Source organism: Paenibacillus sp. ACRSA, assembly GCF_022346845.1.
In the GTDB taxonomy this organism is placed as follows: Bacteria; Bacillota; Bacilli; order Paenibacillales; family Paenibacillaceae; genus Paenibacillus.
Genome location: NZ_JAKRNP010000012.1, coordinates 28,714 through 53,010 on the forward strand (window position 1 = coordinate 28,714; position 24,297 = coordinate 53,010).

The window sequence follows — 24,297 nt, forward strand, 5'->3', positions numbered from 1 at the left end:
CGACTTCGAACAGTTGGTTCCTGCGGAATTTCTCAGCGATACAATCCCACTCTCTGAAAGGTCATCCTGTCTACTACTCCCGATCCAAGTTATTCTTCAAAAAACCTAAACACATCATACCCTGACCATGCGCGATAGTCAACCTGGTAACAGCGGAATAAGGCAACCCCATGCATACTTAGCCACTAAACTTAGCCACTAAGACGTCGTCAATGAAACCCGCTTGAGAATACAAACGAGCATAACATTTCGCTTTTTCAAAAAAAATCGCAAAAAACCCGCCATCCCTAGAGATAACGGGTGAAGTTTACTCATGAATTTCGGTTACGGTATATATAAGATCTGCCCTTCTTCAACAACCTGCTCGGATAAGCGATTATAGAGCTGAAGCTCCCGGGTGCTTAACTGGTACCGATCTGCAATCGTATCCAGCGTCTCTTCTCGCTGAACAATGCATAATTTCACTTTACGGAATGGGGTCTGTTCCACAATTGTACCAAGGAATAGATTCTTCCACTGTCCGTCATCAGACGAATAAGCCTCGACTGGCACTGCATCTGTGGCCGCTTCATCTTCGCGATCTGCATCTGCCTCACGTACGGCTCTGCCAGAGGATAACAAGGAGGATATACCCACTCCACTTTCCTCTCTTAGAGAGGATTCTTTTTTGCTACCAAAAGCCACTTTGAGCTCCGGCTTGTCTTCCGTCTCAGCTACAGGTTCAGGGATAAGCGCACTTTGTTGAGCAATTCCTTCTGCATCCGAAGTCTCCTGTAAGGGCCGATCTGCTCCTGCCGTTTCTAATTCAGAAGGGGCAAACGCTTCCTGCCAGTTCTCCGGAGCTTCGGCAACTGGGGGATCCTCCTGTTGAGGAATCGATCGAGCAGATTCAAAATGCCACACATTAGGCGTCTCTTCTTGGGCTGTTGACTGGTCTGATCCAGCATTCGTATGTAGGGTCTCCACAGAAGGCTCGGACCAAACAGACGATGGTTCTTCAGCCAGCGGCACTAAGGGCTCTGATTCAGGATAAGAGGCTAGGCGATCCGCAGTTTCGGCCAAAAAGGAAGATACCGGTGATGGCGTGTCAGCGACTTCATTATGAGCCGGTTCCTCTCCTTGGAAAATGAAAGAGGTATACGCCTCGTCCACAGCGTTAGGTCTGTACGCTTGATCCTCGGCTTCCGGTTGCTCTGCATAGGTAGGTTCCGTGAAGGACTGGGATAATAGCTCTGGTTGCTCCGCATCTTCGCTGCGAATAGGCTCATCCGCTGCTTGTTGTGAATCAGCCTCGAACTGACCATCCAATGCAGCATTTGCTGACTCGATAAGTCCTTCCTCTTCACTTCGCTGCAGCAAGTATTCTTGTGCAAAGGTGTTCAGGTTATTTTCCTGCTCTAATTCTGAATCTGTGGAACGCTGACCCTGCTGCTGATCTGGCGAGTGTACGACCGTAAACTCATCGGCTGTCCATACTTGGGGTTCTTCGACTGGAAAACCTTCAATACCTCGAAGAGATAGAACTCCTGTAATGTTCAGACTGCGATTCGATAACAAGTCGACATCAAAATTTTCAATTTCAATAGAAATGTCCTCAATGGATCTTACTCGATTCAAGGGTACCGTGATTTCAACAGGAATAAAATGCTTAAGCTCTTCTGAAGCTGTCTCCTCGCCGCGGTACGTACCTGTGAGTAGAAGATGGCCTCGCAATGTAGCATGATCATCCTGACCGATGACTTGAATACGCGGGTATAACTCAATTTCCTCCAACTCTTCAATTGCAGGGACTCCCTCAGACAAATGAACGCGCTCATAAATATCGAACCGTAAACCATAAGGTTGATTCAACAAAGGTGGCGTCCTCCTTTCGGCATATGTTCACCATGATCCTTCTCATGGGACTGATCCATGGTCTAAATCCTTCGTTACCCAATCTATATGCCATGGATGAGATGAGCATGCCACCTTTGTTCAAACCTTCTGTATTTATTACCTATTAGAGGTTGTTCAAAAAGTCCGCTTTTGATTACGAAGGATGTTTTGAACACGCACTATCTACTTACTCGATCGATCAGTTGTTTAAAATCATCGGGCCAAGGATCAGCGACCTCAATTACCGCTCCGGTAAGAGGGTGCTTGAACACTAATAGCTCTCCATGCAGAGCTTGACGTCCAATGCGATCCGGTGTACCCCCATACAATTCATCTCCAATTAGGGCATGTCCCGCATATCCCATATGAACCCGGATCTGATGTGTGCGCCCAGTATCCAGCGTAAGTCGAACTAAGGTTGCTTTTGGAAAGACTTCTACAAGCTGAATGTGAGTGATCGCCTCCTGTCCATTTGGAGAGACACGTCTTCGTTGCTTATGATGTCTGTCCTTGCCAATGGGCGCATTAATCAGCTGTAACGTATCGGGTACTTGTCCCCCAGCAATCGCCACGTAATGGCGTCCAATCTCCTTACTGCGCATCGCTCCATCCAGTTTGGCAAGGGCAAAAGCATTTTTGGCATATAACACAGGGCCGGTTGTATCTACATCTAATCGGTGCACATGACGTACGCTTGCCTGAATGCCGCTCATCTCATAATACGAAGCAACCGCATGATCCAGTGTAATTGCAGTGTCTACTCGGCTCCCATCCGGGTGCAGCTTCATTCCGGCAGGTTTGTGCACAACCAGACAGAAGTCATCCTCATATAACACATCAATCTCCGCCCAGCGTGGTTCAACATCAATTGGGCGAGATGCAAAAAGGGCCAGCCGAAGCCGGTCCCCTGCAAGTTGTATGCCCTGATTCGCTTGTAACTGACGTAGCATTTTCTCTGGGAGCTGGAGTTCAGATTGCAGCCATTGCTCTACGGCCATCTGCTTGTCCGAACTACCCGTCACCACTTTACCAGGCATCAGTTCAAGCCAATCCCCGCGGCGTTTCCAACTTTTGATACTCATAAAGATAAGAGAGCCTTACGGTTAGCTTCGATCGTATCGTCGATGTCCTGCTCTGTATGCACACCAGAGACGAACATTCCTTCATACTGAGATGGAGCTACACTCACACCCTGATCAACCATTGCAGCAAAGTAACGACGGAACTGATCCAGATTGCTTTCTTTAGCAATATCATAATTGGTTACTGGTACGCTACTAAAGAATGGGCATACCATCGAACCAACTCGGTTAATCGTTACTGCCACACCTGCTTCTGCTGCATTCTTCTCGAACCCAGCCTGCAAGCGAGCGGATAGCAGCTCCAAACGATCATAGACTTCCGGTGACAGCAGCTTGAGGGTTGTATATCCTGCCGCCATTGCGAGCGGATTACCGCTAAGTGTACCTGCTTGATAGATCGGTCCTGATGGTGCCATTTGCTCCATTAGATCACGTCGGCCGCCATATGCACCTACAGGCAGTCCACCACCAATGACTTTACCAAGACATGTTAGATCTGGTGTCACACCATAACGCCCCTGTGCACAATTCAGACCCACACGGAATCCCGTCATAACTTCATCAAAAATAAGCAAGCTGCCATACTTCGTTGTTAAGCTGCGCAGTTCTTCAAGAAAACCTGGAGTCGGAGGAACAACGCCCATATTACCTGCAACTGGCTCCACGATTACAGCTGCCAGCTCTTCACCGAAGCGTTCAAAGGCAAGACTCACAGATTCCAGATCATTATATGGTACTGTAATCGTATTTGTAGCCACACCTTCTGGTACACCCGGACTGTCTGGAAGACCCAGTGTTGCAACACCAGAGCCTGCTTTGATGAGCAAGCTGTCTGCATGTCCATGATAAGAGCCTTCAAATTTCAAAATTTTGCTACGTCCCGTTGCACCACGAGCCAATCGAATGGCACTCATCGTTGCTTCCGTACCCGAATTTACCATCCGCACAATATCAATCGATGGTACGCGTTCACATACGAGCTTAGCCATCTCTGTCTCAAGCAACGTTGGTGCACCAAAACTTGTTCCTTTTAGCGCTGTTTCTCGGAGAGCCTCTACAACGTCAGGATGTGCATGTCCCATAATAAGTGGACCCCAGGAACCTACATAATCAATAAAAACATTGCCATCAATATCGTAAATCTTAGAACCTTCGCCGCGTTCTGCATAAATAGGCGTAAGTCCAACCGATTTGAATGCTCGAACCGGACTATTCACCCCTCCCGGTATGTACTGCTTCGCTTCTTCAAATGCGCTACGTGAGCGCTCATCATTTCGACGATTTCCTTGTTGTTGTACAGTCATAAACACCCTCCTTAATATCCTGTATTCAAAAGAAAGCCATTACTTCTCTGCTAACCAACGAGAAGCATCTTTTCCGTAGTAGGTAATAATCATATCTGCTCCTGCACGCTTCATACTAAGCAGGATCTCCATCGCAACCTTTTTCTCATCAATCCATCCTTGGATAGCTGCTGCTTTCACCATAGCGTACTCCCCACTTACGTTATAAGCTACAAGAGGCAGATCGAACTGATCTCTAATCGTACGCAAGACGTCCAAATAAGAAAGTGATGGTTTCACCATGAGCATATCCGCACCCTCAAACACATCCGTTTCAGCTTCACGTAGAGCCTCACGCGCATTGGCCGGATCCATCTGATATGATTTCCGATCTCCAAACTGCGGTGTAGAGTCAGCTGCTTCGCGGAATGGGCCATAGAATGCCGAAGCGTATTTTACCGAGTAAGACATGATTGGGATATGACTAAATCCATTCTCATCGAGTCCAGCTCGAATGGCTTGTACAAATCCATCCATCATGTTGGAGGGAGCAATAATGTCTGCTCCTGCTTTAGCCTGGGATACTGCTGTCTTCACCAATAGCTCCAATGACTCATCATTTAGAACATCACCACAAGTATGACCATCCACCTCAAAGGTGTGCACCATACCGCAATGTCCGTGATCTGTGAATTCACACAGACAGGTATCTGCGATAACAAGCAGCTCTGGATACCAGGATTTGATCAATCTCGTAGCTTCCTGCACAATACCATCTTCGGCAAAACCAGACGAACCAACACTATCCTTCGTTTCTGGAATACCAAACAACAGCACAGCCGGAATACCGAGCTCTGCAATTTCGGTCACTTCTTCTTGAAGACGATCTAACGAGAAGCGGAATACACCCGGCATTGACTTTATTTCAGATTTTACATTCTCTCCATACGTCACATAGATCGGCTGAATAAAATCATCCACACTCAGTTGGTTCTCTCTGACCATGTTACGGATCCCTACAGATTGACGCAAACGACGATGTCGTACAATTGGAAAACTCATCGTTGAAACCTCCTTCAAAAGTTAAATCGAGCAAAAAGGGAAGCGCGCTGGTTCTTAACGAATTCAGCACGCTTCAGTCATCCAGATTTATGCAAAAGCTACGTGAAATCGCAATGTATACCCGCTTGCGATTCTGAAGTATTAATCAGAGTGAGGAAGATTCGACCGTCGTCGGTGTCCGCTTCCAATCACACAATACGGAGATCATACTCTCAATTGTTGCCTCTTCTGCCATCAAGGTCACTTTCAACCCAGCAGCCTCTGCCGTCTTCGCCGTGACCGGCCCGATGCAAGCAATCTCCACATTTTTCAATAAAGGCAGTGGATCTTGAATCCCCATGCGCTTCAGAATGTTCATAAAGTTCGTAACTGTAGATGAGCTTGTGAATGTTACGGCGTGAATACCGCCCTCTTCTAACAATTTCAGTAACTCATCATCATCCTCGCCAGCAAGGATTGTATCGTAGATGATCGCTTCCGTGACGTGAAGCCCCCGCTCCTTCAGTTGCTCTGGCAACCAGGAGCGCGCAAGGTCACCATGAGGAAGCAGCACACGCTGCCCCTCTTTCAACTCGCTTTCAAACGCTTCAAGCATACCTTCCGCTTGGAAAGGACCTTTGACCATTTCGGCTGCAATGCCATGTTTGCGCAGGGCTTCTGCAGTAGAAGGTCCTACGGCTGCAATTCGGGCACGATGGATGGAGCGAATATCTTTGCCTTCTTGCTCCAAATGACGGAAGAAAAACTCAACGCCATTCACACTCGTGAAAAACACCCAATCAAATGTATTTAACGCATCGAAAGCTTGTTTGACACTTTGTTTGGAAGACTCACTTGTTGGCATAATCGTCTCAATGACTGGGAATTCGTAAGGTTCGCCACCAAGCTCCTCAATCCGATCTACTAATTCACTGGCCTGACTTCGAGCTCTAGTCACCAAAATCCGTTTACCAAACAACGGAAGCGCCTCTGCCCACTTCAATTGTTCCCGTTGGTTCACCACGTCACCAACAACAATGACAGCAGGAGGCTGAAAATTGGCTGCCAGTACTTTAGCTTCTATATTTTCAAGTGTACCCGTAATTGTATCCTGCTCTGCTCTTGTTCCCCAGCGGACTAATGCCACTGGCGTCTGAGCTGGTCGACCATGACGAATCAACTGTTCGCTAATATAACCAATTTTGGCGACACCCATCATAAATACAAGTGTGCCCGTTGCATTCGTTACTTTATCCCAATGGATACTGCGATCCAGCTTGTCCGGGCTCTCATGTCCTGTAATTATAGAAATTGACGAAGCATAGTCGCGGTGGGTCACTGGAATTCCGGCATAAGCAGGCACACTTATCGCTGCTGTCACACCTGGTACGATCTCAAAAGGAATACCGTTCTTGCGTAACAAATCCGCCTCTTCGCCAACGCGTCCAAATATGGTTGGATCCCCGCCCTTGAGTCTGACAACTACTTTTCCTTCTAGAGCAAGATCCACCAACAACTGATTGATCTCTTCCTGTTTCATTGTATGCCTGTCAGGTCGCTTGCCCACATAGATCTTAACAGCCCCTGGCTTCATTTGCTTCAACAGCCTTGGACTAGCCAAGCGATCATATACCACCGCGTCTGCCTTACCAATTGACTCCCATCCTTTTACGGTAATCAGCTTAGCATCTCCCGGGCCTGCTCCTACCAAAAAGACCTTTCCCACCATGTCTTCATCCCCTAACTTCTGCCAGTATCTGCTCTGCTCCCCGTTCAATTAGCCTCCACGCGACTTCTTCTCCTAGACGAACCGGATCTTTACCGGTCAGAGCTTCTTTAAGTATCAGTCCGCCGTCAGGCGTACCGACCATACCTGTCAATTGTAACTTGTTTTGTCCATTCGGGGAATCCGTATCTTCCTGCGGCACCCAGACTGCATGCGCCCCAATCGGAACCTGACAACCGCCATTCAAGACGCTTAGGAAACGGCGCTCCGCCAGAACTGGCCCCGCCGTTTCTGGATCATTGTACAATTGTAATAAATGTAACAGCTCTGCATCATCTTCACGGCATTCGATGCCAAGCGCACCTTGACCTACAGCAGGTAGACAAGCCGTCTCGGACAGATATTCTGTAATGCGATCCTCCCAGCCCATTCGATATAGCCCAGCAGCAGCCAATATAATAGCATCCAAACCTTCCGTCTCCAGTTTGCGTAGACGAGAATCGATGTTACCGCGCAAGGACTCCAGTTGAAGGTCGGGACGATACGCTTTCAACTGGCTGGAACGACGCAAGCTACTTGTTCCGACTCTAGCCCCCTCTGGCAATTGATCCAGTGTGAGACCTCCATTCGAGATCAAGGCATCGCGCGGATCAGCACGACGAGGCACCGCTCCGTTGATCAATCCCTCGGGTAATTCGGACGGCATGTCCTTCATGCTGTGTACAGCCATATCAATCTTGTGATCTAACATGGCTTGCTCAATTTCTTTTACAAACAGCCCTTTGCCTCCCACTTTGGACAGCGTCACATCGAGGATCAGATCTCCCTTTGTCACGATCTTATGTACTTCAAAATCAAAAGCTAATCCTTCCCGATCACAAATCTGGCGTAAATCGTTAATAACATGACCTGTCTGGGTTAAAGCAAGAGCGCTCTGTCTACTACCAACTTTAATTGTACGCATGTCTATATTTCCTCCTGATTGCGGGATATCCATTCCCCGATTTGTTCTTCTGTCCACCATCGAAATTGTCCACTTCGAATGTCTTCAAGTACGTTCATTTCCGTTAATTGACGAAGTAAGATGCTGCGCTGACGTGAGGAAGAGACACGAACCTTCACTTGGCCTCTCATCTGATGCAAGAATTCAATATAAGTCTCATATTCATCTCCAAATTGCTCCTCCAGTACGGCACGTATCTCAGCAGCAGCCGCTGGCCCTGCCCCGGCCGTTGAGATGGCAATGCTCAATCTTCCACGTCTCACGACACTGGGAGTAATAAACGAACTGTTGTATGAGGAAATGGCATCATTCACCAGTATGCCCTCATTCATCGCCTCTTGGACTACAGCCGCGTTAACTTCAACCTGGTTCGTCGCCGCATATACGAGAAAGGCCCCCCGCAAATCACCTTTGCGGTAGGACCGGTCTATCCACTCCAATCGTGAATCTTGATGCAGTTGTTTCAGCTCGGCTGTGATGTCCGGACTTATCACTTTGATATGCGCCTCCGCATGGAGCAGACCTTTAATTTTACGTGCAGCGACACGACCGCCGCCAATGATACAACACATTTTCCCTGAAGTATTCACATATATCGGGGTATACCGATCCATAGGATTCACTCTCCCGTCCAACGATGAAACGCTGAATACGCATTGGATAAAAAACTGATAATGACTAAGGCATAACCAATCAATGTCCATCTCGCCATGATGATCATGGAAAATTGTTTACGTTGCTTCGCAACAAAGTATCCTACATATATCGCGATCGCGAGAAATGTCGCAATCACTTTAAGATCCAAAAGTAAACTCCAACGTGTCTCCGCAACAATTGATAATACCGCCAACATCACCGAAACACCTAACAGTGGGGTTCCAATTAACGTTGCTCCGTCCATATATTTGCCGATCACTTCAAGACTAGGCATACGCCGTACGGTATCATTCCATTTCTTGTTCTTCAGTTTACGATGCAAAAACAGATATAACAGAGCAAATACCGTTCCTACCGTCAAAGCGGCGAAGCCTAGATTCGCTAATGTAATATGCATAATCAGCAACCCATGTACGGTCTGCCAATTGTGCAAAGAAATCTCTCCGGCTGTAAACCACAACCGGTTTAGCACGGTAACCGAGAATCCTACAACATTCAATAGCAAAATGGCGAACTCAGAACGCTGTACACGCGTCATCACTAATGACATCAGTACAATGCTGAACGAAAATAAAAATAAAAAGTCAAACGTTGTATAGATCGGAAAGTGTCCTTCTTCCCACATTCGCATAACAACATGTGCGATCTGCAGCAGAAGTACAACTACAAGAAACCCTGTGCCCGTTCGCTTCGCCCCCGCATTGCGTCGAATGCAGTCCGAGAAATAGAACAGAAGGCTCAGGGCATACAAGTAAATTAGAGCTTCGTAAATTTGTTCAGCAAGGGTCAAGCTGCCCACCCGCCTTATACGCCTGCCGGGACATAAGCCGGCATAGCATCTTGCCGGTTGTCGTTAAGATGAACAGCGGCTGGTTTACGTAAAGCCGAGGCGTCGCTTTGATTTACTTTCTCTGCGGCCGTCTCCACTGCATCCTCCAAGGCAAAAATTTGAGTGAACATGTTCAAAGCTTCATCACCATGCTTCGTACCGGCCATTTCCTTGATTCGATTAATCGGATCAGTCGTCATTTGGTTGACGATACTTTTGGTCAGGCGACGGATTACTTTACGTTGATGTTCATCAAGCTCTGGCAACTTGTTGAACAGACTTTCCATTGTCTCTTCATGAATCGATGCACCCTTCTCCTGCAAAGCACGAATGACAGGGCGAACACCTAATGTTTTGAGCCAGTGATAGTAGTCTTCCATCTCCAGTTCAATCATTTTCTCAATCTTGGCCGCTTCGACCTTACGCATCTCAAGATTGCTCTCCACGATTCCCTCTAAATCATCAATATCATAGAGGAATACATTAGATATCTCACCAATTGCCGGATCAATGTCACGAGGAACTGCAATATCAATCAAGAACAGTGGGCGTGACTGCCGACGCTTCATGCTATCGCGAACAACGGATGCATCCAATACATATCGATCAGCCCCAGTAGAACTAATAACAATATCCACTTCATTCAGTCTTTCTAGTGCTCTTTCCATCGTACATGGCGTTCCTCGAAACTTCGCTGCGAGCTCCTCTGCCCGTGCAAGTGTACGGTTAGCAACAATTACTTCAGAAGCACCATTGGCGTACAGATGTTTGACGGTCAGTTCACTCATCTTACCAGCTCCCAGAATGAGAACCTTCTTATCCGTGAACATTCCAAAAATCCGCTTGCCTAGCTCCACTGCTGCATAACTGACAGACACCGCACTCTCGCCAATCGACGTCTCTGAATGCGCTCGTTTACCTAAGGTAACCGCCTGCTTGAACAGCATATTAAACCAAGTTCCAGTCGCTTTCTCTTGCTGTGCAGTGAGAAAGGCCTGTTTCACCTGTCCGAGAATCTGCGTTTCTCCAATGACCATCGAATCCAATCCGCAAATAACCCGGAACAAATGACGGATCGCTGTATCATCTTCATATATATATAAGTGTTGCGTAAATTCTTCCCGCGGAACATTAAACCATTGTTCCATAAACGTACGAATGAAATAACCACACATGTGCAGACGGTCTACCACAACATACAATTCTGTACGGTTGCATGTGGCCACGATTACACCTTCCAATACACTCTTGGTCAGCTTGAGCTGCTGCAGCGCTTCGGACAAATCCTTTTCTGCAAATGTGAATCGTTCCCTAATTTCTACAGGCGCCGTGCGATAATTCAAACCAACAACAACGATGTGCATTGCAAGTTCACCTGCCTAATAAATTTCCAATCAAAGTGTTTTCTACATATATACATCCATCTATAACGGACATGGTTAATTATATCACACATCCTGTCCAGAGCCGGGGGGTTTTTATGAAATGTTTATGAAATTCACATGTAAATCATCTTATGCATTGTCATATATTGTAGTGTCTCACCAATCTTCGCCGTTATGCGTTATGATTCTATTTCGTAGATTTCCATATTATAATCTGTTGCTAAAACAAATAGCCATGGAATAATTCCATGACTATCTAGGCTAAGATTGATATGCGGTTGTCTTTACCATCAACACCTGGTCAATCTCTAATGATCTATTAGGTAACTGTAAATGCAGTTCGCCTCATCCATGTTGCCGAGAAGGGTAGGATCGCCCGTCAGCTATTAAGCTTCGTTGTTCTCTTCGAGTTCAGGAGCCTCAGGTGCATATTTACCTACAGCAGCATGACGAGAGATGATCTCCCATAATTCCTCTTTGCCTATTCCTTCTTCTGATGAAAATGCTACAAACAGGTCTCCCGAGCGAAGACCCAGTCCTTCTTTGATGATCTTGATATGTTTTGGTCGACGTGTTTTTGGAATTTTATCCAGCTTGGTTGCCACGACAACGAGAGGAAGCCCGTGATGGCGCAGCCACTCGTTCATCAGCTTGTCATCCTTGGACGGCTCATGACGGATATCTACCATCTGCATAACAAGCTTCAATTCCTTGCGCTGCAGAAGGTATTTCTCCATCATTTTTCCCCAGGCGAAACGTTGCTCTTTGGATACCTTGGCGTACCCGTACCCCGGAAAATCGACGAAGTAGAGATCCTGATTAATTTTATAGTAGTTGAGTTGCTGCGTCTTACCCGGCGTAGAACTTGTCCGCGCCAAATTTTTACGACTGATTAAACGGTTGATAAGGGATGACTTCCCCACATTGGAACGTCCCGCCAGAGCAATCTCTGGCAAACCGTCTTCTGGGTATTGTTCAGGCCGAACGGCACTGATTATAAATTCGGATTGGTTTACTTTCATGATATATCTTTCCTCTCTTGATCTCCTGTAGAACGTACTGAAGGTATTATGCCATGGTTTGTTGTTCTATCATACCAAAAAAACCGTTCGTGCGGACGCCGAAGCCTCCGCAAAACGGTTTATTCTTCATACGCTCCCTTAGATATGGACTACAGGTGAATTCCTGCCTGTTCTACAAGTGCATGCTCTAACACCTGATCCATATGGGCAACCGGGACAAATTCCACATCTTCCTTAATGCTGTCTGGAATGTCTCGTAAGTCCCTCTCATTATCTTTGGGCAATAATATTTTTTTGTAACCTGCACGGTGAGCTGCGAGGGATTTCTCCTTCAGACCACCAATTGGCAATACACGACCACGGAGTGTAATCTCTCCAGTCATGGCAATGTCTTTCGATACATGTTTATTCGTAAGTGCAGAGATCAATGCCGTTGCCATTGTGATCCCAGCAGACGGACCATCCTTCGGAATAGCACCTTCCGGCACATGGATGTGAATGTCATTTTTCTCATGGAAGTCGGATGCAATCCCCAGTTGAGCCGCTTTGGAGCGAGTATAACTGAAGGCTGCCTGAGCCGATTCCTTCATGACATCTCCCAATTTACCTGTCAGCGTTAGTTTCCCTGATCCAGGCACAACGGTTACTTCAATAACAAGGGTATCCCCGCCTACCTCAGTCCACGCGAGTCCAGTCACTGTACCGATCTGATCTTCCAGTTCAGCCATTCCATACCGGAACTTGCCTGGGCCAAGATAATCCTTCACTTCATCCGCTGAAATATTAATCTCGCCTTCTACTCCAGATACGATATTCTTAGCTGCCTTCCGGCATAAGGATGCCATCTGTTGCTCCAGATTCCGTACACCGGATTCACGAGTATATTCACGAATGACACGAAGTAAGCTGTCGTCTCCTATATTCAACTGATCCTCCTGCAGACCATGATCTTGCTTCTGTTTCGGCAACAGATAGTTTTTGGCAATCTGCAGCTTCTCCAGCTCAGTGTATCCAGGAATGTTCAGCATTTCCATCCGATCTAGAAGCGGACGAGGGATACTGTGTACGGTATTAGCCGTTGTAATAAACATGACGTTAGATAAGTCAAACGGCAGTTCTACAAAATGATCACTAAACGTATTGTTCTGTTCTGGATCAAGCACCTCTAGCAACGCTGCGGAAGGATCTCCGCGGAAGTCAGAAGCCATTTTGTCAATCTCGTCCAGCAGGAACACAGGATTAAGCGAGCCCGCTGTCTTCATCCCTTGAATAATGCGTCCTGGCATCGCTCCAACATAGGTTCGGCGATGTCCACGAATCTCAGCTTCATCCCGTACACCACCAAGTGAGATTCGAACGAATTCTCGTCCCAGCGATCTGGCAATCGAGCGAGCAAGTGATGTTTTGCCTACCCCTGGCGGACCAACAAGGCATAGAATCGGCCCTTTGAGCTTTTTCACGAGCTTTTGCACAGCCAAGTATTCAAGCACACGTTCTTTAGGTTTTTCCAAACCATAGTGGTCGGCATTCAGGACATCCTCAGCCTTTTGAATATCGAGGTCATCCTCAGTCATCTGGCTCCATGGAATGGCCAGCAGCCAATCCACATAGTTACGGATCACTCCACCCTCAGCAGAGCTTGCAGGCATTTTCTCTAAGCGATCAATTTCTTTTTCTACCTTTTCCTTCACTTTCTCAGGCAGATCAAGAGCTTCCATCTGATTGCGAAGTTCTTCGACTTCACCAGCACGACCTTCTTTTTCACCCAGTTCTTTCTGAATCGCCTTCATTTGCTCACGCAAATAATATTCCTTCTGGGTTTTCTCCATCTGCTTTTTCACACGTTGACTGATTTTGCGTTCAAGCTCCAGCACTTCACGTTCATTATTAAGAATATCGAGAAGTTTCTCCAAGCGTTCACGCACGTCCACCGTCTCTAAGATCTCCTGCTTATCCTTAATCTTCAGGGACAAATGACTCGTAATGACATCAGCCAACCGACCAGGCTCTTCAATATCAGACACGGCTGCCAGTGTCTCGGGTGTCACTTTTTTGGACAGATTAATATAGTTTTCAAACTGGTTGAGAACAGTCCGCATTAGAGCATCCGTCTCTGGATGGTTATTCTCCTCCTCAGGCAGCTCCTGCGCCAGCACCTCGTAATATTCCTCGTTGTCCATATATTCAATGATTTCAGCCCGTTCCAAGCCTTCTACGAGTACACGAATCGTACCGTTAGGAAGCTTCAGCATCTGTCTGACCTTGGCCACGGTTCCGATTCTGAAAATATCTTCTTGTGTTGGTTCCTCAATATTTACTTCGGCTTGAGAACATAGGAGAATCAAATGTTCCTCTACCATCGCTTTTTCTAAAGCCTTGACCGATTTCTCCCGGCCCACATCGAGATGCAGTACCATACTCGGGTAGACGAGAAGTCCTCTTAAAGGCAGTAAAGGAAAACGACGACCTTTCGCTTTGCTCGGTCCCATCGCTTTCGCACCTCCAATGGCTCTCAGGTTGTAGTCATTCATTATTCTATCAAATGTTCACATAAAAAACCAATGAAGGGAAGCGCTTAGCAGCTTCCCGAATCCGTAACTCGCCCTGGACGAGGCACATCCGCACGCAAAAATGATGCTGAAGCTGGAGGAAAAATCTCGGTTGCCGGAACTGGAGATTCTTCAACAAGCTGCGCCTGCTCCGCTGATTGTATATCTGGAACCCACGCGAAAACTTCACGAAATACATCTTCAACCGTATCTACTGCAACGACACGTAAGCCCTCCAAATTTTCAAAAATGGATTGCCAGTTCTCCGCGGGAATGATCACGGTCTTCGCTCCTGCCTGAAAAGCCGCCTCCACTTTAGCCAGTACACCGCCAATAGGCTTCACGCGTCCATGAATACTAACTTCACCGGTCATCGCCGTCTCATGATCAACAGGACGTCCCTGAATCGCTGAGGTAATCGCTGTTGCCATCGCGATCCCTGCAGACGGACCATCAATCGGCGTGCCTCCCGGAAAGTTGATATGCAAGTCATAATCCGTTGGACGAAGACCCATCGCTTTCAAGACAGTTATGACGTTCTCAACAGAACCTCTGGCCATACTTTTTCGCCGGAGCGTGCGTGAACCGCCTCCAATCTCTTCCTCATCCACAACGCCTGTAATATTAATTACACCTTGATCCTTATGCACAGGCACAGCGGATACTTCAATTTCGAGGAGTGTGCCCATATTCGGCCCATACACAGCCAGCCCATTCACAAATCCAACCTGTGGTCGCGAAGGCACCTTACGATCTGGACGTGGTTGAATCTGACTACTTCCTGCCACCCACTCCACATCAGAAGCTTGAAGCGTTTCACGCTTTTCAGTTAATGCCAGTCCCGCTGCTAACTGTATGATATTAACCGCCTCACGACCATTCGTTGCATACCGCTTAACTACCTCCACGGCTTCCGGACAAGGGCTAAAGCCAATTTTCTGTACCGCGTCCTTGGCAATTTCTCCAATCTCTTCTGGCAATAACGAGCGGAAATACACTTCCATACAACGCGAACGCAAAGCTGGCGGTAGCTCATGGGGTGAACGGGTTGTCGCTCCAACCAGACGAAAATCGGCCGGTAAGCCATTTTGAAAAATATCGTGGATATAAGCAGGAGTATGCGTGTCTTCCGAGTTATAGTACGCACTCTCCAAAAAGACCTTGCGGTCTTCCAGCACTTTCAACAGCTTATTCATTTGAATAGAATGCAATTCACCAATCTCATCAATAAAAAGCATTCCTCCATGTGCCTTCGTTACAGCTCCAGGCTTAGGTTGAGGAATACCGGCTACTCCCATTGCACCTGCCCCCTGATAGATCGGATCATGGACCGAGCCAATCAACGGGTCAGCAATACCTCGTTCATCAAAACGCGCTGTTGTCGCATCCAGCTCCGTGAATTTTGCATCTGGTTTAAACGGAGAAGTTGGATTTTTCTTAGCTTCTTCTAAAACCACCCTCGCGGCTGCTGTTTTCCCAACTCCGGGAGGGCCGTAAATAATAACATGCTGCGGATTAGCACTGCATAACGCCGCTTTTAGTGCACGCAGCCCATCTTTTTGCCCGACAATATCGTTAATTGTGGTTGGACGAGTCTTCTCCGCAAGTGGCTTAGTTAGCGAGATGGAGCGCAGCTTGCGCAATTTCTCCAGCTCTTTGCGTGACTCACGCTCAACCGCACTACGGTTCGTTTTCTGACCCCTTAACAGGTTCCAGAAATATAGGCCTATCACCACACCAAAAAATAACTGAATCAACATGAAGACCATTCCAAAATCACCCATGTCTAAACATCCTCCTATTCTGTCTCCTATTCATATGTGATCATGCTAATACTTGGTAGTATGACCTTTTCGCAGAGACGTAAACGGGGAATTCAGAATTTCTGTCGGGAAATACACAAAAAGCCCGTCATGGCTGACGGGCTTTCTCCGTAATATAATAAGGTGAGTTCGCAGACCGAGAAACGATTCTGGAAACAGCCTTGGTATAAATAATTAGTGCGAGCGACCAGGAATGACACCTGTAGCTTCATAGGATTCCACAATTTTATCGATTTCTTTTTTCAATTCTTCGACCATCGTTTCTTCCGGCACTTTACGAATCATCTTACCATGTCGGAACAATAGACCTTCGCCTCTAGCACCTGCGATGCCGATATCCGCTTCCTTCGCTTCACCTGGGCCGTTAACCGCACAACCGAGCACGGAGACCTTGATTGGCACCTTAAGCTTGGAGATGTACTCTTCGACTTCGTTGGCAATGGAGAACAAATCGATATCCAAACGACCGCATGTTGGGCAGGAAATCAATGTCGCTGCATTCGAAATCAGCCCAAAAGTTTTGAGCAAATCACGTGCTACTTTAATTTCTTCTACCGGGTCTGCACTTAGAGAAATTCTCATGGTCGAACCAATTCCCATGGATAACAGAGCGCCCATACCTGCGGAACTTTTGATCGTACCCGAGAACAATGTACCCGCCTCAGTGATCCCCAGATGCAACGGATATTTAATAATCTGAGCTGCTTTGGAGTACGCTTCAATTGCCATAGGCACATCCGATGCTTTGAGAGAAACGATAATATCATGGAAATCCAGCTCTTCCAAAATACCAATGTGATACAATGCACTTTCTACCATAGCATCAGCCGTAGGATACCCATACTTATCTAGCAAATGGTTCTCTAATGATCCCGCATTTACTCCAATCCGAATAGGAATTCCACGTGCTTTACAAGCCTTTACAACCTCTTCGACTTTCGCACGTTTACCAATATTCCCCGGATTAATCCGTACTTTATCAATACCGTTCTCAATCGCCAGAAGTGCGAGCTTATAGTTAAAATGAATATCTGCAACTAGCGGAATATTAATGCGTTTCTTGATCTCTTTGATCGCCGCCGCAGCTTCTTCATTATTTACTGTTACACGAACCACCTGACAGCCTGCTTCCTCAAGTCGCAGAATCTCTGCCACGGTTGCCTCAACGTCTGCCGTTTTCGTTGTACACATACTCTGGATTATGACATCATTATTGCCACCAATCGTTAAGTTCCCCACTTTTACGGGACGTGTATCTTGTCTTAAATACATGAGTGATTTCTCTCCCCACAACGTCAAATCTCCACCCTGACAGAGACATCAAATTCGTCTTCTGCCAAAGTGGAGGACTGACAAGTCTATATTTCAGAGCTTAATGGAATATGTCACCCAAATCAGGCGCTTTCTTCCTGCTTATCGTCCTTAGATTGGCCGAGTTCAGGCACAACTCTTTTCTCAACGACTTCTTCCGTGATTACACAGTTTGTAACATCTTCACGTGAAGGAACTTCATACATGATTTCAAGCATGATGCCCTCAATGATGGCACGCAATCCACGCGCGCCTGTGTTACGTTTAATTGCTTCTTTTGCAATGGCGAGCAATGCCCCTGGTTCAAACACCAAGTTAACATTGTCCAGCTCAAGCAATTTTTGATATTGCTTCGTAAGTGCATTTCTTGGTTCGGAAAGAATCCGTACCAACGTATCTTCATCCAGCGGCTCCAATGTGGAGATTACTGGCAAACGACCTACGAACTCTGGAATCAGACCGAATTTCAGCAAATCTTCCGGCAATACCATGCCGAGATATTCGCCTGGTTTCAGATCCTTTTGCTCAGCGACTGTATTGAAACCAATGACTTTTTTACCAATACGGCGTTTGATCATTTGTTCCAATCCATCAAATGCACCACCACAGATGAACAGAATATTCGTTGTATCAATCTGGATGAATTCTTGATGTGGATGCTTACGCCCACCTTGTGGTGGTACTGAAGCAACCGTTCCTTCCAAAATTTTCAGCAATGCTTGCTGAACACCTTCACCCGAAACATCACGTGTGATAGAAGGATTCTCGGATTTACGAGCAACTTTATCAATCTCATCGATATAAATAATGCCGCGCTCTGCTTTTTCAACATCATAGTCAGCAGCTTGGATCAGCTTGAGAAGGATATTCTCAACATCTTCACCCACATAACCTGCTTCCGTCAAGGAAGTTGCGTCTGCAATCGCAAATGGAACATTGAGGATTTTGGCCATCGTTTGCGCAAGTAATGTTTTACCGGAACCCGTAGGTCCTAACAGCAAAATGTTACTCTTCGACAACTCAACATCTTCAATTTTGCTTTGAGTGTTGATCCGTTTGTAGTGATTATACACCGCAACAGACAACGACTTCTTCGCTTGTTCCTGTCCAATAACATATTGATCCAGAATTCCACGAATTTCTTTCGGTTTCGGAATATCTTTCAGGTCGATTTCTTCATCATGACCCAATTCTTCCTCAACGATCTCAGTGCACAATTCGATACATTCATCACAAATGTAGACGCCTGGTCCAGCGACCAGTTTACGCACCTGTTCCTGAGATTTACCGCAAAAAGAGCATTTCAGTTGCCCTTTCTCATCGTTAAATTTAAACATGAAACCACCCCTTTAGGAATTGATCGGTCTACTGAGCACCTGGTCAATAATGCCGTACGTCTTGGCCTCTTCAGCACTCATGAAAAAGTCACGGTCTGTATCCCGCTCAATTTTCTCAAGGGACTGACCTGTACGATCGACGTATATTTGATTCAGTTTCTGACGTGTTTTAATAATCCATTCTGCGTGTATCTTAATATCCGCAGCCTGTCCTTGAATGCCGCCGAGCGGCTGATGAATCATTACTTCACTGTTCGTCAGCGCATATCTCTTGCCAGGTGCGCCGGCTGTCAGCAATAACGAACCCATACTTGCTGCCATTCCTACGCAGATGGTAGACACATCCGGCTTGATATATTGCATCGTATCGTATATACCCATCCCTGCAGTAACAGAACCACCAGGTGAGTTAATGTACAAGCTGATGTCCTTTTCAGGATCGTCCGCTGCCAAAAACAAAAGCTGAGCTATGACAAGATTGGCTACATCGTCATCAATCGCACTGGTTAGAAAAATAATGCGATCCTTCAGCAAACGGGAATATATATCGTAAGACCGCTCGCCTCGATTGGTTTGTTCTACAACCATTGGCACCAGACTCATGAGACCAACCTCTTTTCTACATGTAATTAGACATAGGTTATTTGTAAAGCAAACCCAAATTCATTCTATCACGTTCCTGTGCCAATGTCATTTCTCACAGGTCGTGTACAGCATAGGTTTGTTTACTTTATAACCTGATCATATTTAACCATGTTTTCTATGTATGTGCAAATCGAAGCAATCCTATGCCGTTTAACCATTTTTTATTTGCATTAAGCACATAGGTAAGTATGCCATAAAAGCATTATGAATATGATAACTATCCATTTTATTATTCATTTCCCTATAAAATGGATGTCATAATTTAAAAATAAGGCACGCAATGACTCACGTGCCTTATCATTTATTCAACTGTTAACTGTTCATCAATAACAGCTTGTCTTATTTTTCGGCAGATTCTGCAGCAGCTTCTTCAACTGGAGCTTCAACTGGCTCAACCACTGTGCTGTTCTCAACGAGAACATCAATCGTTTTGCGCAGTTTCACTTCATCACGAAGGCTGTCGAGGGAACCATTACCTTCGAGAATACCACGAATCTCTTCAACTGGACGTTTGTAAGATTCAGCCATTTTCTCGAGTTCTTGATTCACTTCTTCGTCAGACACTTCGATGTTTTCCGCTTTACCTACAGCTTCGAGAACCAGGTTGTTGCGAACACGTTTAGAAGCATCTTCTTGCATTTGTGCTCTCAGATCAGCTTGAGTCTGACCGGAGAAGCTCAAGAACATTTCAAGGTTCATACCTTGGTTGCGAAGACGGTTGTCGAAATCGCGCATCATGTTCTGTACTTCGCTATCAACCATTGCAGAAGGGATGTCCACTTCAGCGTTTTCAGCCACTTTTTCTACAACTGCGTTTTCTTGTGCACCTTTGAACTCATCCGCTTTGCGGGATTCCAATTGTGTTTTAAGATCAGCTTTGTATTCTTCAAGTGTATCGAATTCGCTCACATCTTTAGCAAACTCATCATCCAATTCTGGAAGCTGTTTACGTTTGATTTCGTGTACTTTCACTTTAAATACCGCTTGTTTGCCAGCCAGTTCAGCTGCATGGTAGCTCTCTGGGAACGTTACTTCAACGTCTTTGAAGTCGCCTGTGGACAGACCCACAACTTGCTCTTCAAACCCTGGGATGAATGTGTTGGAACCCAGTTCCAAGGAATAACCCTCTGCTTGTCCACCTTCGAAAGGTACACCATCAACAGAACCGTCGAAGTCGATTACTGCAACATCGCCGTTTTGAGCAGCACCTTCGTCAACTACAGTAAGTTCTGCATGACGTTGTTGGAGACGCTCAAGCTCTTCTGTTACTTCTTGCTCTGTAACTTCACCTTTAGCTACAGCAACTTCAATACCTTTGTAGTCGCCCAGTTTAACTTCTGGTTTAACTGTTACTTTCGCTTTGAACTTAAATACTTGTCCTTTAGCGAATTGCTCGATATCTACATCAGGACGATCAACTGGGAAGATATCCGTTTGATCGATAGCTTCTGTGTATGCTTCAGGAAGCAAGATGTCAATCGCTTCTTGATACAAGCTTTCCACACCAAAACGAGCTTCAAAGATTGGACGTGGCACTTTACCTTTACGGAATCCAGGTACATTCGCTTGTTTAACTACTTTATTAAAAGCTTTGTCGAGTGCTTCAGTTACACGATCTGCACCCACTTCAACTTCAAGAACCCCAAGGTTCTTCTCTATCTTTTCCCAAGTTGCTTTCATTGTATACTTTCCCCTCCAAAATTCACATGTTCACGTAGGCAATCACGTACAAAATAACCATTTTAGTATAAACAAGATTACATTCTTTTTCAAGGGGAATCCCTTGATGCCGTTTGAGGAAAACGTTTCCCGCCCTTTTTAGCCGTCCAAACCGGCAGAAACAAACTGTTTCATCGAACGATATGCTTGCTCCAAACGGAACCGCATAGATCCCGTCACGGCATACATAGAGCGCGTATCTTCTTCATTATGTGTGCCGCTTAAACTATCCGCAACAGTCATATGTAATGCTGCAGCCCAAATGTCCGTCATGGAATCATTTTCCTCCAGCATGGATTCATAATCACGCGTACCATACACCGCCATGACAAATTGTATCCACAATTCCTGGGCAAAGTAAAATAGCGTAGGTTCATGAACCTCCGTCTGATCCGCTACCCTTTCCAAAATACGAACAATCTGAAGCGGAAACTCTTCTGGTCGCAGAGGTACTGTGTCAATCTCCACTTCAACCTGTTCCTCATTTCTGGTAAATATGACTTCACCATGAGCACCGCGACGCCGCAAAGTCTGCAAGACACGGAATTGGAGCAATGGATGAAGCGACTTATCTTTCAACCAGCTCGTTAGTGCTTCATCAATCTCCGGGAGATCAAGATAGGCGAGTTGTTCCAGCGCTAACATCGTTTGTTCAGAAAGAGGTTCCTCCATAACTGTTCGAAGCAGCTTATCTGCATAACCATCATCCTGCTCCAGCTTGGACTTAGCATGCTGACGTGCCATATCCTCTTCGCTAATCTCCTCTTCTTCCCGCACCTCTCCAATGACTGGAGATTCTTCCCCATAATGAGGGAAAGCGGCCTGAAGCCATTCAAGCAAAGCCCGCCATTCATCATAATGCCGTTCTTCCTGTCCCTGACATTGCAACAAAAAACGGAGCAATGAGATGGCTTCACTATACCGTTCATTTTCTAGCATCACCGTCAATTGAATCTGATAATAGTCCAACGTTTTGGGAAACAGCACGATATTATTGCTGTCGGTTTCCGGGGTCGTGGATTCCTTAATAAGAGCACCTCCTCTATATTTTGATTTTTCATATGGAAACGATGATAAATAGATGTATCCACATTTTGCATCACTCGATTGTCCTCTTATGGAATTCACGGAATCAAAATCCAGACGAACTGAATCACCTTGAACTACACCGTGCTCATCGAAAAAACGCTTAGCATGTGTTGCAAAAGGCTCGTATATTAAGCAAAAAGCGATCTATTTTCTGAGTTCTCCTGATATTCTAACATAACCTGAATTATAATAAAAAAAACACATTAGACGCCAAATTTCATATACAAAAATAATACGTTAATAAAATGTTTGATATTCATCATTATTTATGATAAAATCATTTTTGCTTGAAAAAATTCATGTCTCAGTAGCTCAGCAGGATAGAGCAACGGCCTTCTAAGCCGTCGGTCGGGGGTTCGAATCCCTCCTGGGACGTATTAAGAAAAACTTCCTTTGGGAAGTTTTTTTGCGTTCAGGGGATGAGAACCCCAATGGTTCGTCGGAGCATCCACTTCGGAAGAACCACTTCGCAGTCTCGACTTCAAGGAGAGTATCCCTCCTGGGACGTATTAAAAAAAACTTCCTTTGGGAAGTTTTTTTTCGTTCAGGGGATTCCCTTCCGATTGGATTGTTCTGACTTGACACAAAGTGTTATGCTTGGCGAATGGATATGTAACAATCCATACATATTAATTATCATTCTTTAGAAAAAATAGGAGATCTAATTATGTCATCTTCAACACAACAACACTCGTCAACACCTGACGAAACTAATCATTCCACTGTATCCAAAAGATACGGCTTATTGTTAGCAGGCATTATCGTTATAGCTGCAACGATGCGTTCCCCTATCACAGCAACAGGTCCCGTTGTAGAAATGATCCGGGCAGATACAGGGATCGGACATACGTTGGCAGGCCTCCTAACCTCGCTTCCCTTGCTAGCTTTTGCAGCAGTATCTCCGTTTGCACCCCGCTTAGCTAAACGATTAGGAATAGAATCGGCACTGTTGATGGCTGTGCTCATCGTAACGATAGGTGTGCTTTTACGACTGTTACCCTCGGTTGTTCCTCTGTATATTGGAACTGGTATTTTGGGGTGTGGCATCGCGTTAAGCAATGTATTGTTACCGAGTTTAATCAAACGCGACTTTCCACTCCGGGTAGGGATCGTGACCGGGTTGTACTCCGTTTCCATGAATATATTTGGCGCAATCTCTTCAGGTGTCAGTGTACCCATCGCCGGAGCAACCTCTATGGGCTGGCGTGCTTCGTTAGGCATATGGGCAGTGTTATCCTTACTAGCACTCCTTCTGTGGCTACCTCAAGTTGCCGTGGGACGTCAACGCAGGCTCTTCGTTGCTTCTTCGAGCGAAGGCACACCTGTGCGTCTCCGAACTTCTTCCCTAGCTTGGTTTATCACCTTGTTTATGGGACTACAATCATTAATATTTTATACAACAATTACTTGGCTTCCAGAGATTCTCACCGAGCAGGGTTTCAGTGCTACATCAGCAGGCTGGATGCTATCGCTTATGCAGATGGTTAGCGTACCAGTAACCTTTATTGTTCCAATCCTTGCCGGCAGAACTCAAGATCAACGTATACTGACAACCGTAACGTGCTCATCGTTAATTGTTGGTTACACCTTATTGTTAAGCGGAGTTTCTTCCCTAGTGACGATAGGTGTCACATTGGCAGGAATAGGCGCAGGTGCTTCGTTTGGATTGGTGACCATGTTCTTCGTCCTTCGTACAAAGGATGCAAGACAAGCGGCCAATCTATCTGGTATGGCTCAATCCTTCGGATATATGCTAGCGGCAGTTGGTCCATTACTGCTAGGTATGCTTCATGACTGGACGAAAGGGTGGACTTTCCCTTTATTAGTTCAAATGATCCTTGCCGTTGGTCTGTTAATCGTAGGCATTCAAGCTAGCAAAAATCGAATGATCGGTTAGTTTCCCCATGAAACGAATCATAGG

At 46.0% G+C, this 24,297-nt stretch carries 18 protein-coding genes, 1 tRNA gene and 1 other annotated feature (1 of these 20 only partly in view); of the genes, 2 read left to right on the forward strand and 17 right to left on the reverse strand.

All coding sequences use genetic code 11. The annotated features are described in order from the left end of the window. Positions 1 to 96, reverse strand: a binding site (T-box leader) (it extends 182 nt beyond the left edge of the window). 228 nt (positions 97 to 324) lie between these two features. The 17 genes from MH215_RS24325 to MH215_RS24405 all read right to left on the reverse strand — a co-directional run bounded on the left by MH215_RS24325 (position 325) and on the right by MH215_RS24405 (position 22,226). Then, the gene (locus MH215_RS24325) at positions 325 to 1,854 is read right to left on the reverse strand and encodes a LysM peptidoglycan-binding domain-containing protein (RefSeq protein ID WP_239293681.1); all 1,530 of its coding nucleotides are present in this window, start codon (positions 1,852 to 1,854) and stop codon (positions 325 to 327) included. Positions 1,855 to 2,054: 200 nt separating this feature from the next. Continuing rightward, entirely contained in the window at positions 2,055 to 2,957 is a 903-nt protein-coding gene (locus MH215_RS24330; protein WP_239293682.1) for an RluA family pseudouridine synthase, read from the reverse strand. Beyond that, the gene (hemL, locus tag MH215_RS24335; protein WP_239293683.1) at positions 2,954 to 4,261 is read right to left on the reverse strand and encodes a glutamate-1-semialdehyde 2,1-aminomutase; all 1,308 of its coding nucleotides are present in this window, start codon (positions 4,259 to 4,261) and stop codon (positions 2,954 to 2,956) included. Before hemL ends, MH215_RS24330 begins: the two co-directional genes overlap by 4 nt. Before the next feature lie 39 nt (positions 4,262 to 4,300). After that, positions 4,301 to 5,302 carry a porphobilinogen synthase gene (gene hemB, locus MH215_RS24340; protein WP_056698005.1) on the reverse strand — a complete coding sequence of 334 codons (1,002 nt, stop codon included), beginning with the start codon at positions 5,300 to 5,302 and terminating at the stop codon, positions 4,301 to 4,303. A gap of 145 nt (positions 5,303 to 5,447) precedes the next feature. Continuing rightward, on the reverse strand, positions 5,448 to 7,010 hold the full coding sequence (gene cobA, locus MH215_RS24345; protein WP_239293684.1) for a uroporphyrinogen-III C-methyltransferase: 1,563 nt from the start codon (positions 7,008 to 7,010) through the stop codon (positions 5,448 to 5,450). A gap of 4 nt (positions 7,011 to 7,014) precedes the next feature. Then, positions 7,015 to 7,971, reverse strand: coding sequence for a hydroxymethylbilane synthase (gene hemC / locus MH215_RS24350; RefSeq protein ID WP_239293685.1), 957 nt, complete (start codon positions 7,969 to 7,971; stop codon positions 7,015 to 7,017). Positions 7,972 to 7,973: 2 nt separating this feature from the next. Beyond that, complete coding sequence (locus MH215_RS24355; RefSeq protein WP_239293686.1) at positions 7,974 to 8,624, reverse strand: precorrin-2 dehydrogenase/sirohydrochlorin ferrochelatase family protein; 651 nt, start codon at positions 8,622 to 8,624, stop codon at positions 7,974 to 7,976. Positions 8,625 to 8,629: 5 nt separating this feature from the next. After that, positions 8,630 to 9,457, reverse strand: coding sequence for a cytochrome c biogenesis protein CcsA (gene ccsA / locus MH215_RS24360; RefSeq protein ID WP_239293687.1), 828 nt, complete (start codon positions 9,455 to 9,457; stop codon positions 8,630 to 8,632). A gap of 14 nt (positions 9,458 to 9,471) precedes the next feature. Next, positions 9,472 to 10,860: a glutamyl-tRNA reductase gene (gene hemA, locus MH215_RS24365; RefSeq protein WP_056698023.1), complete on the reverse strand. Its 1,389-nt coding sequence runs from the start codon at positions 10,858 to 10,860 to the stop codon at positions 9,472 to 9,474. A gap of 407 nt (positions 10,861 to 11,267) precedes the next feature. Continuing rightward, on the reverse strand, positions 11,268 to 11,903 hold the full coding sequence (yihA, locus tag MH215_RS24370) for a ribosome biogenesis GTP-binding protein YihA/YsxC (RefSeq protein WP_056698027.1): 636 nt from the start codon (positions 11,901 to 11,903) through the stop codon (positions 11,268 to 11,270). Positions 11,904 to 12,052: 149 nt separating this feature from the next. Further along, a complete protein-coding gene (gene lon, locus MH215_RS24375) occupies positions 12,053 to 14,392 on the reverse strand; it encodes an endopeptidase La (RefSeq protein WP_239293688.1) in 2,340 nt (779 codons plus the stop codon). 86 nt (positions 14,393 to 14,478) lie between these two features. Next, positions 14,479 to 16,236: an ATP-dependent protease LonB gene (gene lonB / locus MH215_RS24380; protein WP_186380992.1), complete on the reverse strand. Its 1,758-nt coding sequence runs from the start codon at positions 16,234 to 16,236 to the stop codon at positions 14,479 to 14,481. 213 nt (positions 16,237 to 16,449) lie between these two features. Continuing rightward, the gene (ispG, locus tag MH215_RS24385) at positions 16,450 to 17,547 is read right to left on the reverse strand and encodes a flavodoxin-dependent (E)-4-hydroxy-3-methylbut-2-enyl-diphosphate synthase (RefSeq protein ID WP_056698037.1); all 1,098 of its coding nucleotides are present in this window, start codon (positions 17,545 to 17,547) and stop codon (positions 16,450 to 16,452) included. 122 nt (positions 17,548 to 17,669) lie between these two features. Beyond that, the gene (gene clpX / locus MH215_RS24390) at positions 17,670 to 18,923 is read right to left on the reverse strand and encodes an ATP-dependent protease ATP-binding subunit ClpX (protein ID WP_056698040.1); all 1,254 of its coding nucleotides are present in this window, start codon (positions 18,921 to 18,923) and stop codon (positions 17,670 to 17,672) included. A gap of 12 nt (positions 18,924 to 18,935) precedes the next feature. Continuing rightward, the gene (gene clpP / locus MH215_RS24395; protein ID WP_056698043.1) at positions 18,936 to 19,526 is read right to left on the reverse strand and encodes an ATP-dependent Clp endopeptidase proteolytic subunit ClpP; all 591 of its coding nucleotides are present in this window, start codon (positions 19,524 to 19,526) and stop codon (positions 18,936 to 18,938) included. Between the two features lie 381 nt (positions 19,527 to 19,907). Continuing rightward, on the reverse strand, positions 19,908 to 21,248 hold the full coding sequence (gene tig, locus MH215_RS24400; protein WP_239293689.1) for a trigger factor: 1,341 nt from the start codon (positions 21,246 to 21,248) through the stop codon (positions 19,908 to 19,910). A 138-nt stretch (positions 21,249 to 21,386) separates the two neighbouring features. After that, complete coding sequence (locus MH215_RS24405) at positions 21,387 to 22,226, reverse strand: hypothetical protein (RefSeq protein ID WP_239293718.1); 840 nt, start codon at positions 22,224 to 22,226, stop codon at positions 21,387 to 21,389. 451 nt (positions 22,227 to 22,677) lie between these two features. On the opposite strand from MH215_RS24405, the gene MH215_RS24410 reads away from it, so the two are divergent. Together MH215_RS24410 and MH215_RS24415 are read left to right on the forward strand one after the other, a co-directional pair. Further along, positions 22,678 to 22,751: transfer RNA gene (locus MH215_RS24410), tRNA-Arg, on the forward strand. A gap of 292 nt (positions 22,752 to 23,043) precedes the next feature. Continuing rightward, complete coding sequence (locus MH215_RS24415; RefSeq protein WP_239293690.1) at positions 23,044 to 24,273, forward strand: CynX/NimT family MFS transporter; 1,230 nt, start codon at positions 23,044 to 23,046, stop codon at positions 24,271 to 24,273. Positions 24,274 to 24,297: the final 24 nt, after the last annotated feature.

Coding starts and splice junctions, on each gene's coding strand:
- hemC (WP_239293685.1), bottom strand. CDS start 7,971: ATGCGTACAATTAAAGTTGGTAGTAGACAGAGCGCTCTTGCTTTAACC.
- lon (WP_239293688.1), bottom strand. CDS start 14,392: ATGGGACCGAGCAAAGCGAAAGGTCGTCGTTTTCCTTTACTGCCTTTA.
- hemL (WP_239293683.1), bottom strand. CDS start 4,261: ATGACTGTACAACAACAAGGAAATCGTCGAAATGATGAGCGCTCACGT.
- cobA (WP_239293684.1), bottom strand. CDS start 7,010: ATGGTGGGAAAGGTCTTTTTGGTAGGAGCAGGCCCGGGAGATGCTAAG.
- ispG (WP_056698037.1), bottom strand. CDS start 17,547: ATGTATTTAAGACAAGATACACGTCCCGTAAAAGTGGGGAACTTAACG.
- MH215_RS24355 (WP_239293686.1), bottom strand. CDS start 8,624: ATGGATCGGTATACCCCGATATATGTGAATACTTCAGGGAAAATGTGT.
- yihA (WP_056698027.1), bottom strand. CDS start 11,903: ATGAAAGTAAACCAATCCGAATTTATAATCAGTGCCGTTCGGCCTGAA.
- MH215_RS24405 (WP_239293718.1), bottom strand. CDS start 22,226: ATGCTAGAAAATGAACGGTATAGTGAAGCCATCTCATTGCTCCGTTTT.
- hemB (WP_056698005.1), bottom strand. CDS start 5,302: ATGAGTTTTCCAATTGTACGACATCGTCGTTTGCGTCAATCTGTAGGG.
- MH215_RS24330 (WP_239293682.1), bottom strand. CDS start 2,957: ATGAGTATCAAAAGTTGGAAACGCCGCGGGGATTGGCTTGAACTGATG.
- clpP (WP_056698043.1), bottom strand. CDS start 19,526: ATGAGTCTGGTGCCAATGGTTGTAGAACAAACCAATCGAGGCGAGCGG.
- lonB (WP_186380992.1), bottom strand. CDS start 16,236: ATGGGTGATTTTGGAATGGTCTTCATGTTGATTCAGTTATTTTTTGGT.
- hemA (WP_056698023.1), bottom strand. CDS start 10,860: ATGCACATCGTTGTTGTTGGTTTGAATTATCGCACGGCGCCTGTAGAA.
- clpX (WP_056698040.1), bottom strand. CDS start 18,923: ATGTTTAAATTTAACGATGAGAAAGGGCAACTGAAATGCTCTTTTTGC.
- tig (WP_239293689.1), bottom strand. CDS start 21,248: ATGAAAGCAACTTGGGAAAAGATAGAGAAGAACCTTGGGGTTCTTGAA.
- MH215_RS24415 (WP_239293690.1), top strand. CDS start 23,044: ATGTCATCTTCAACACAACAACACTCGTCAACACCTGACGAAACTAAT.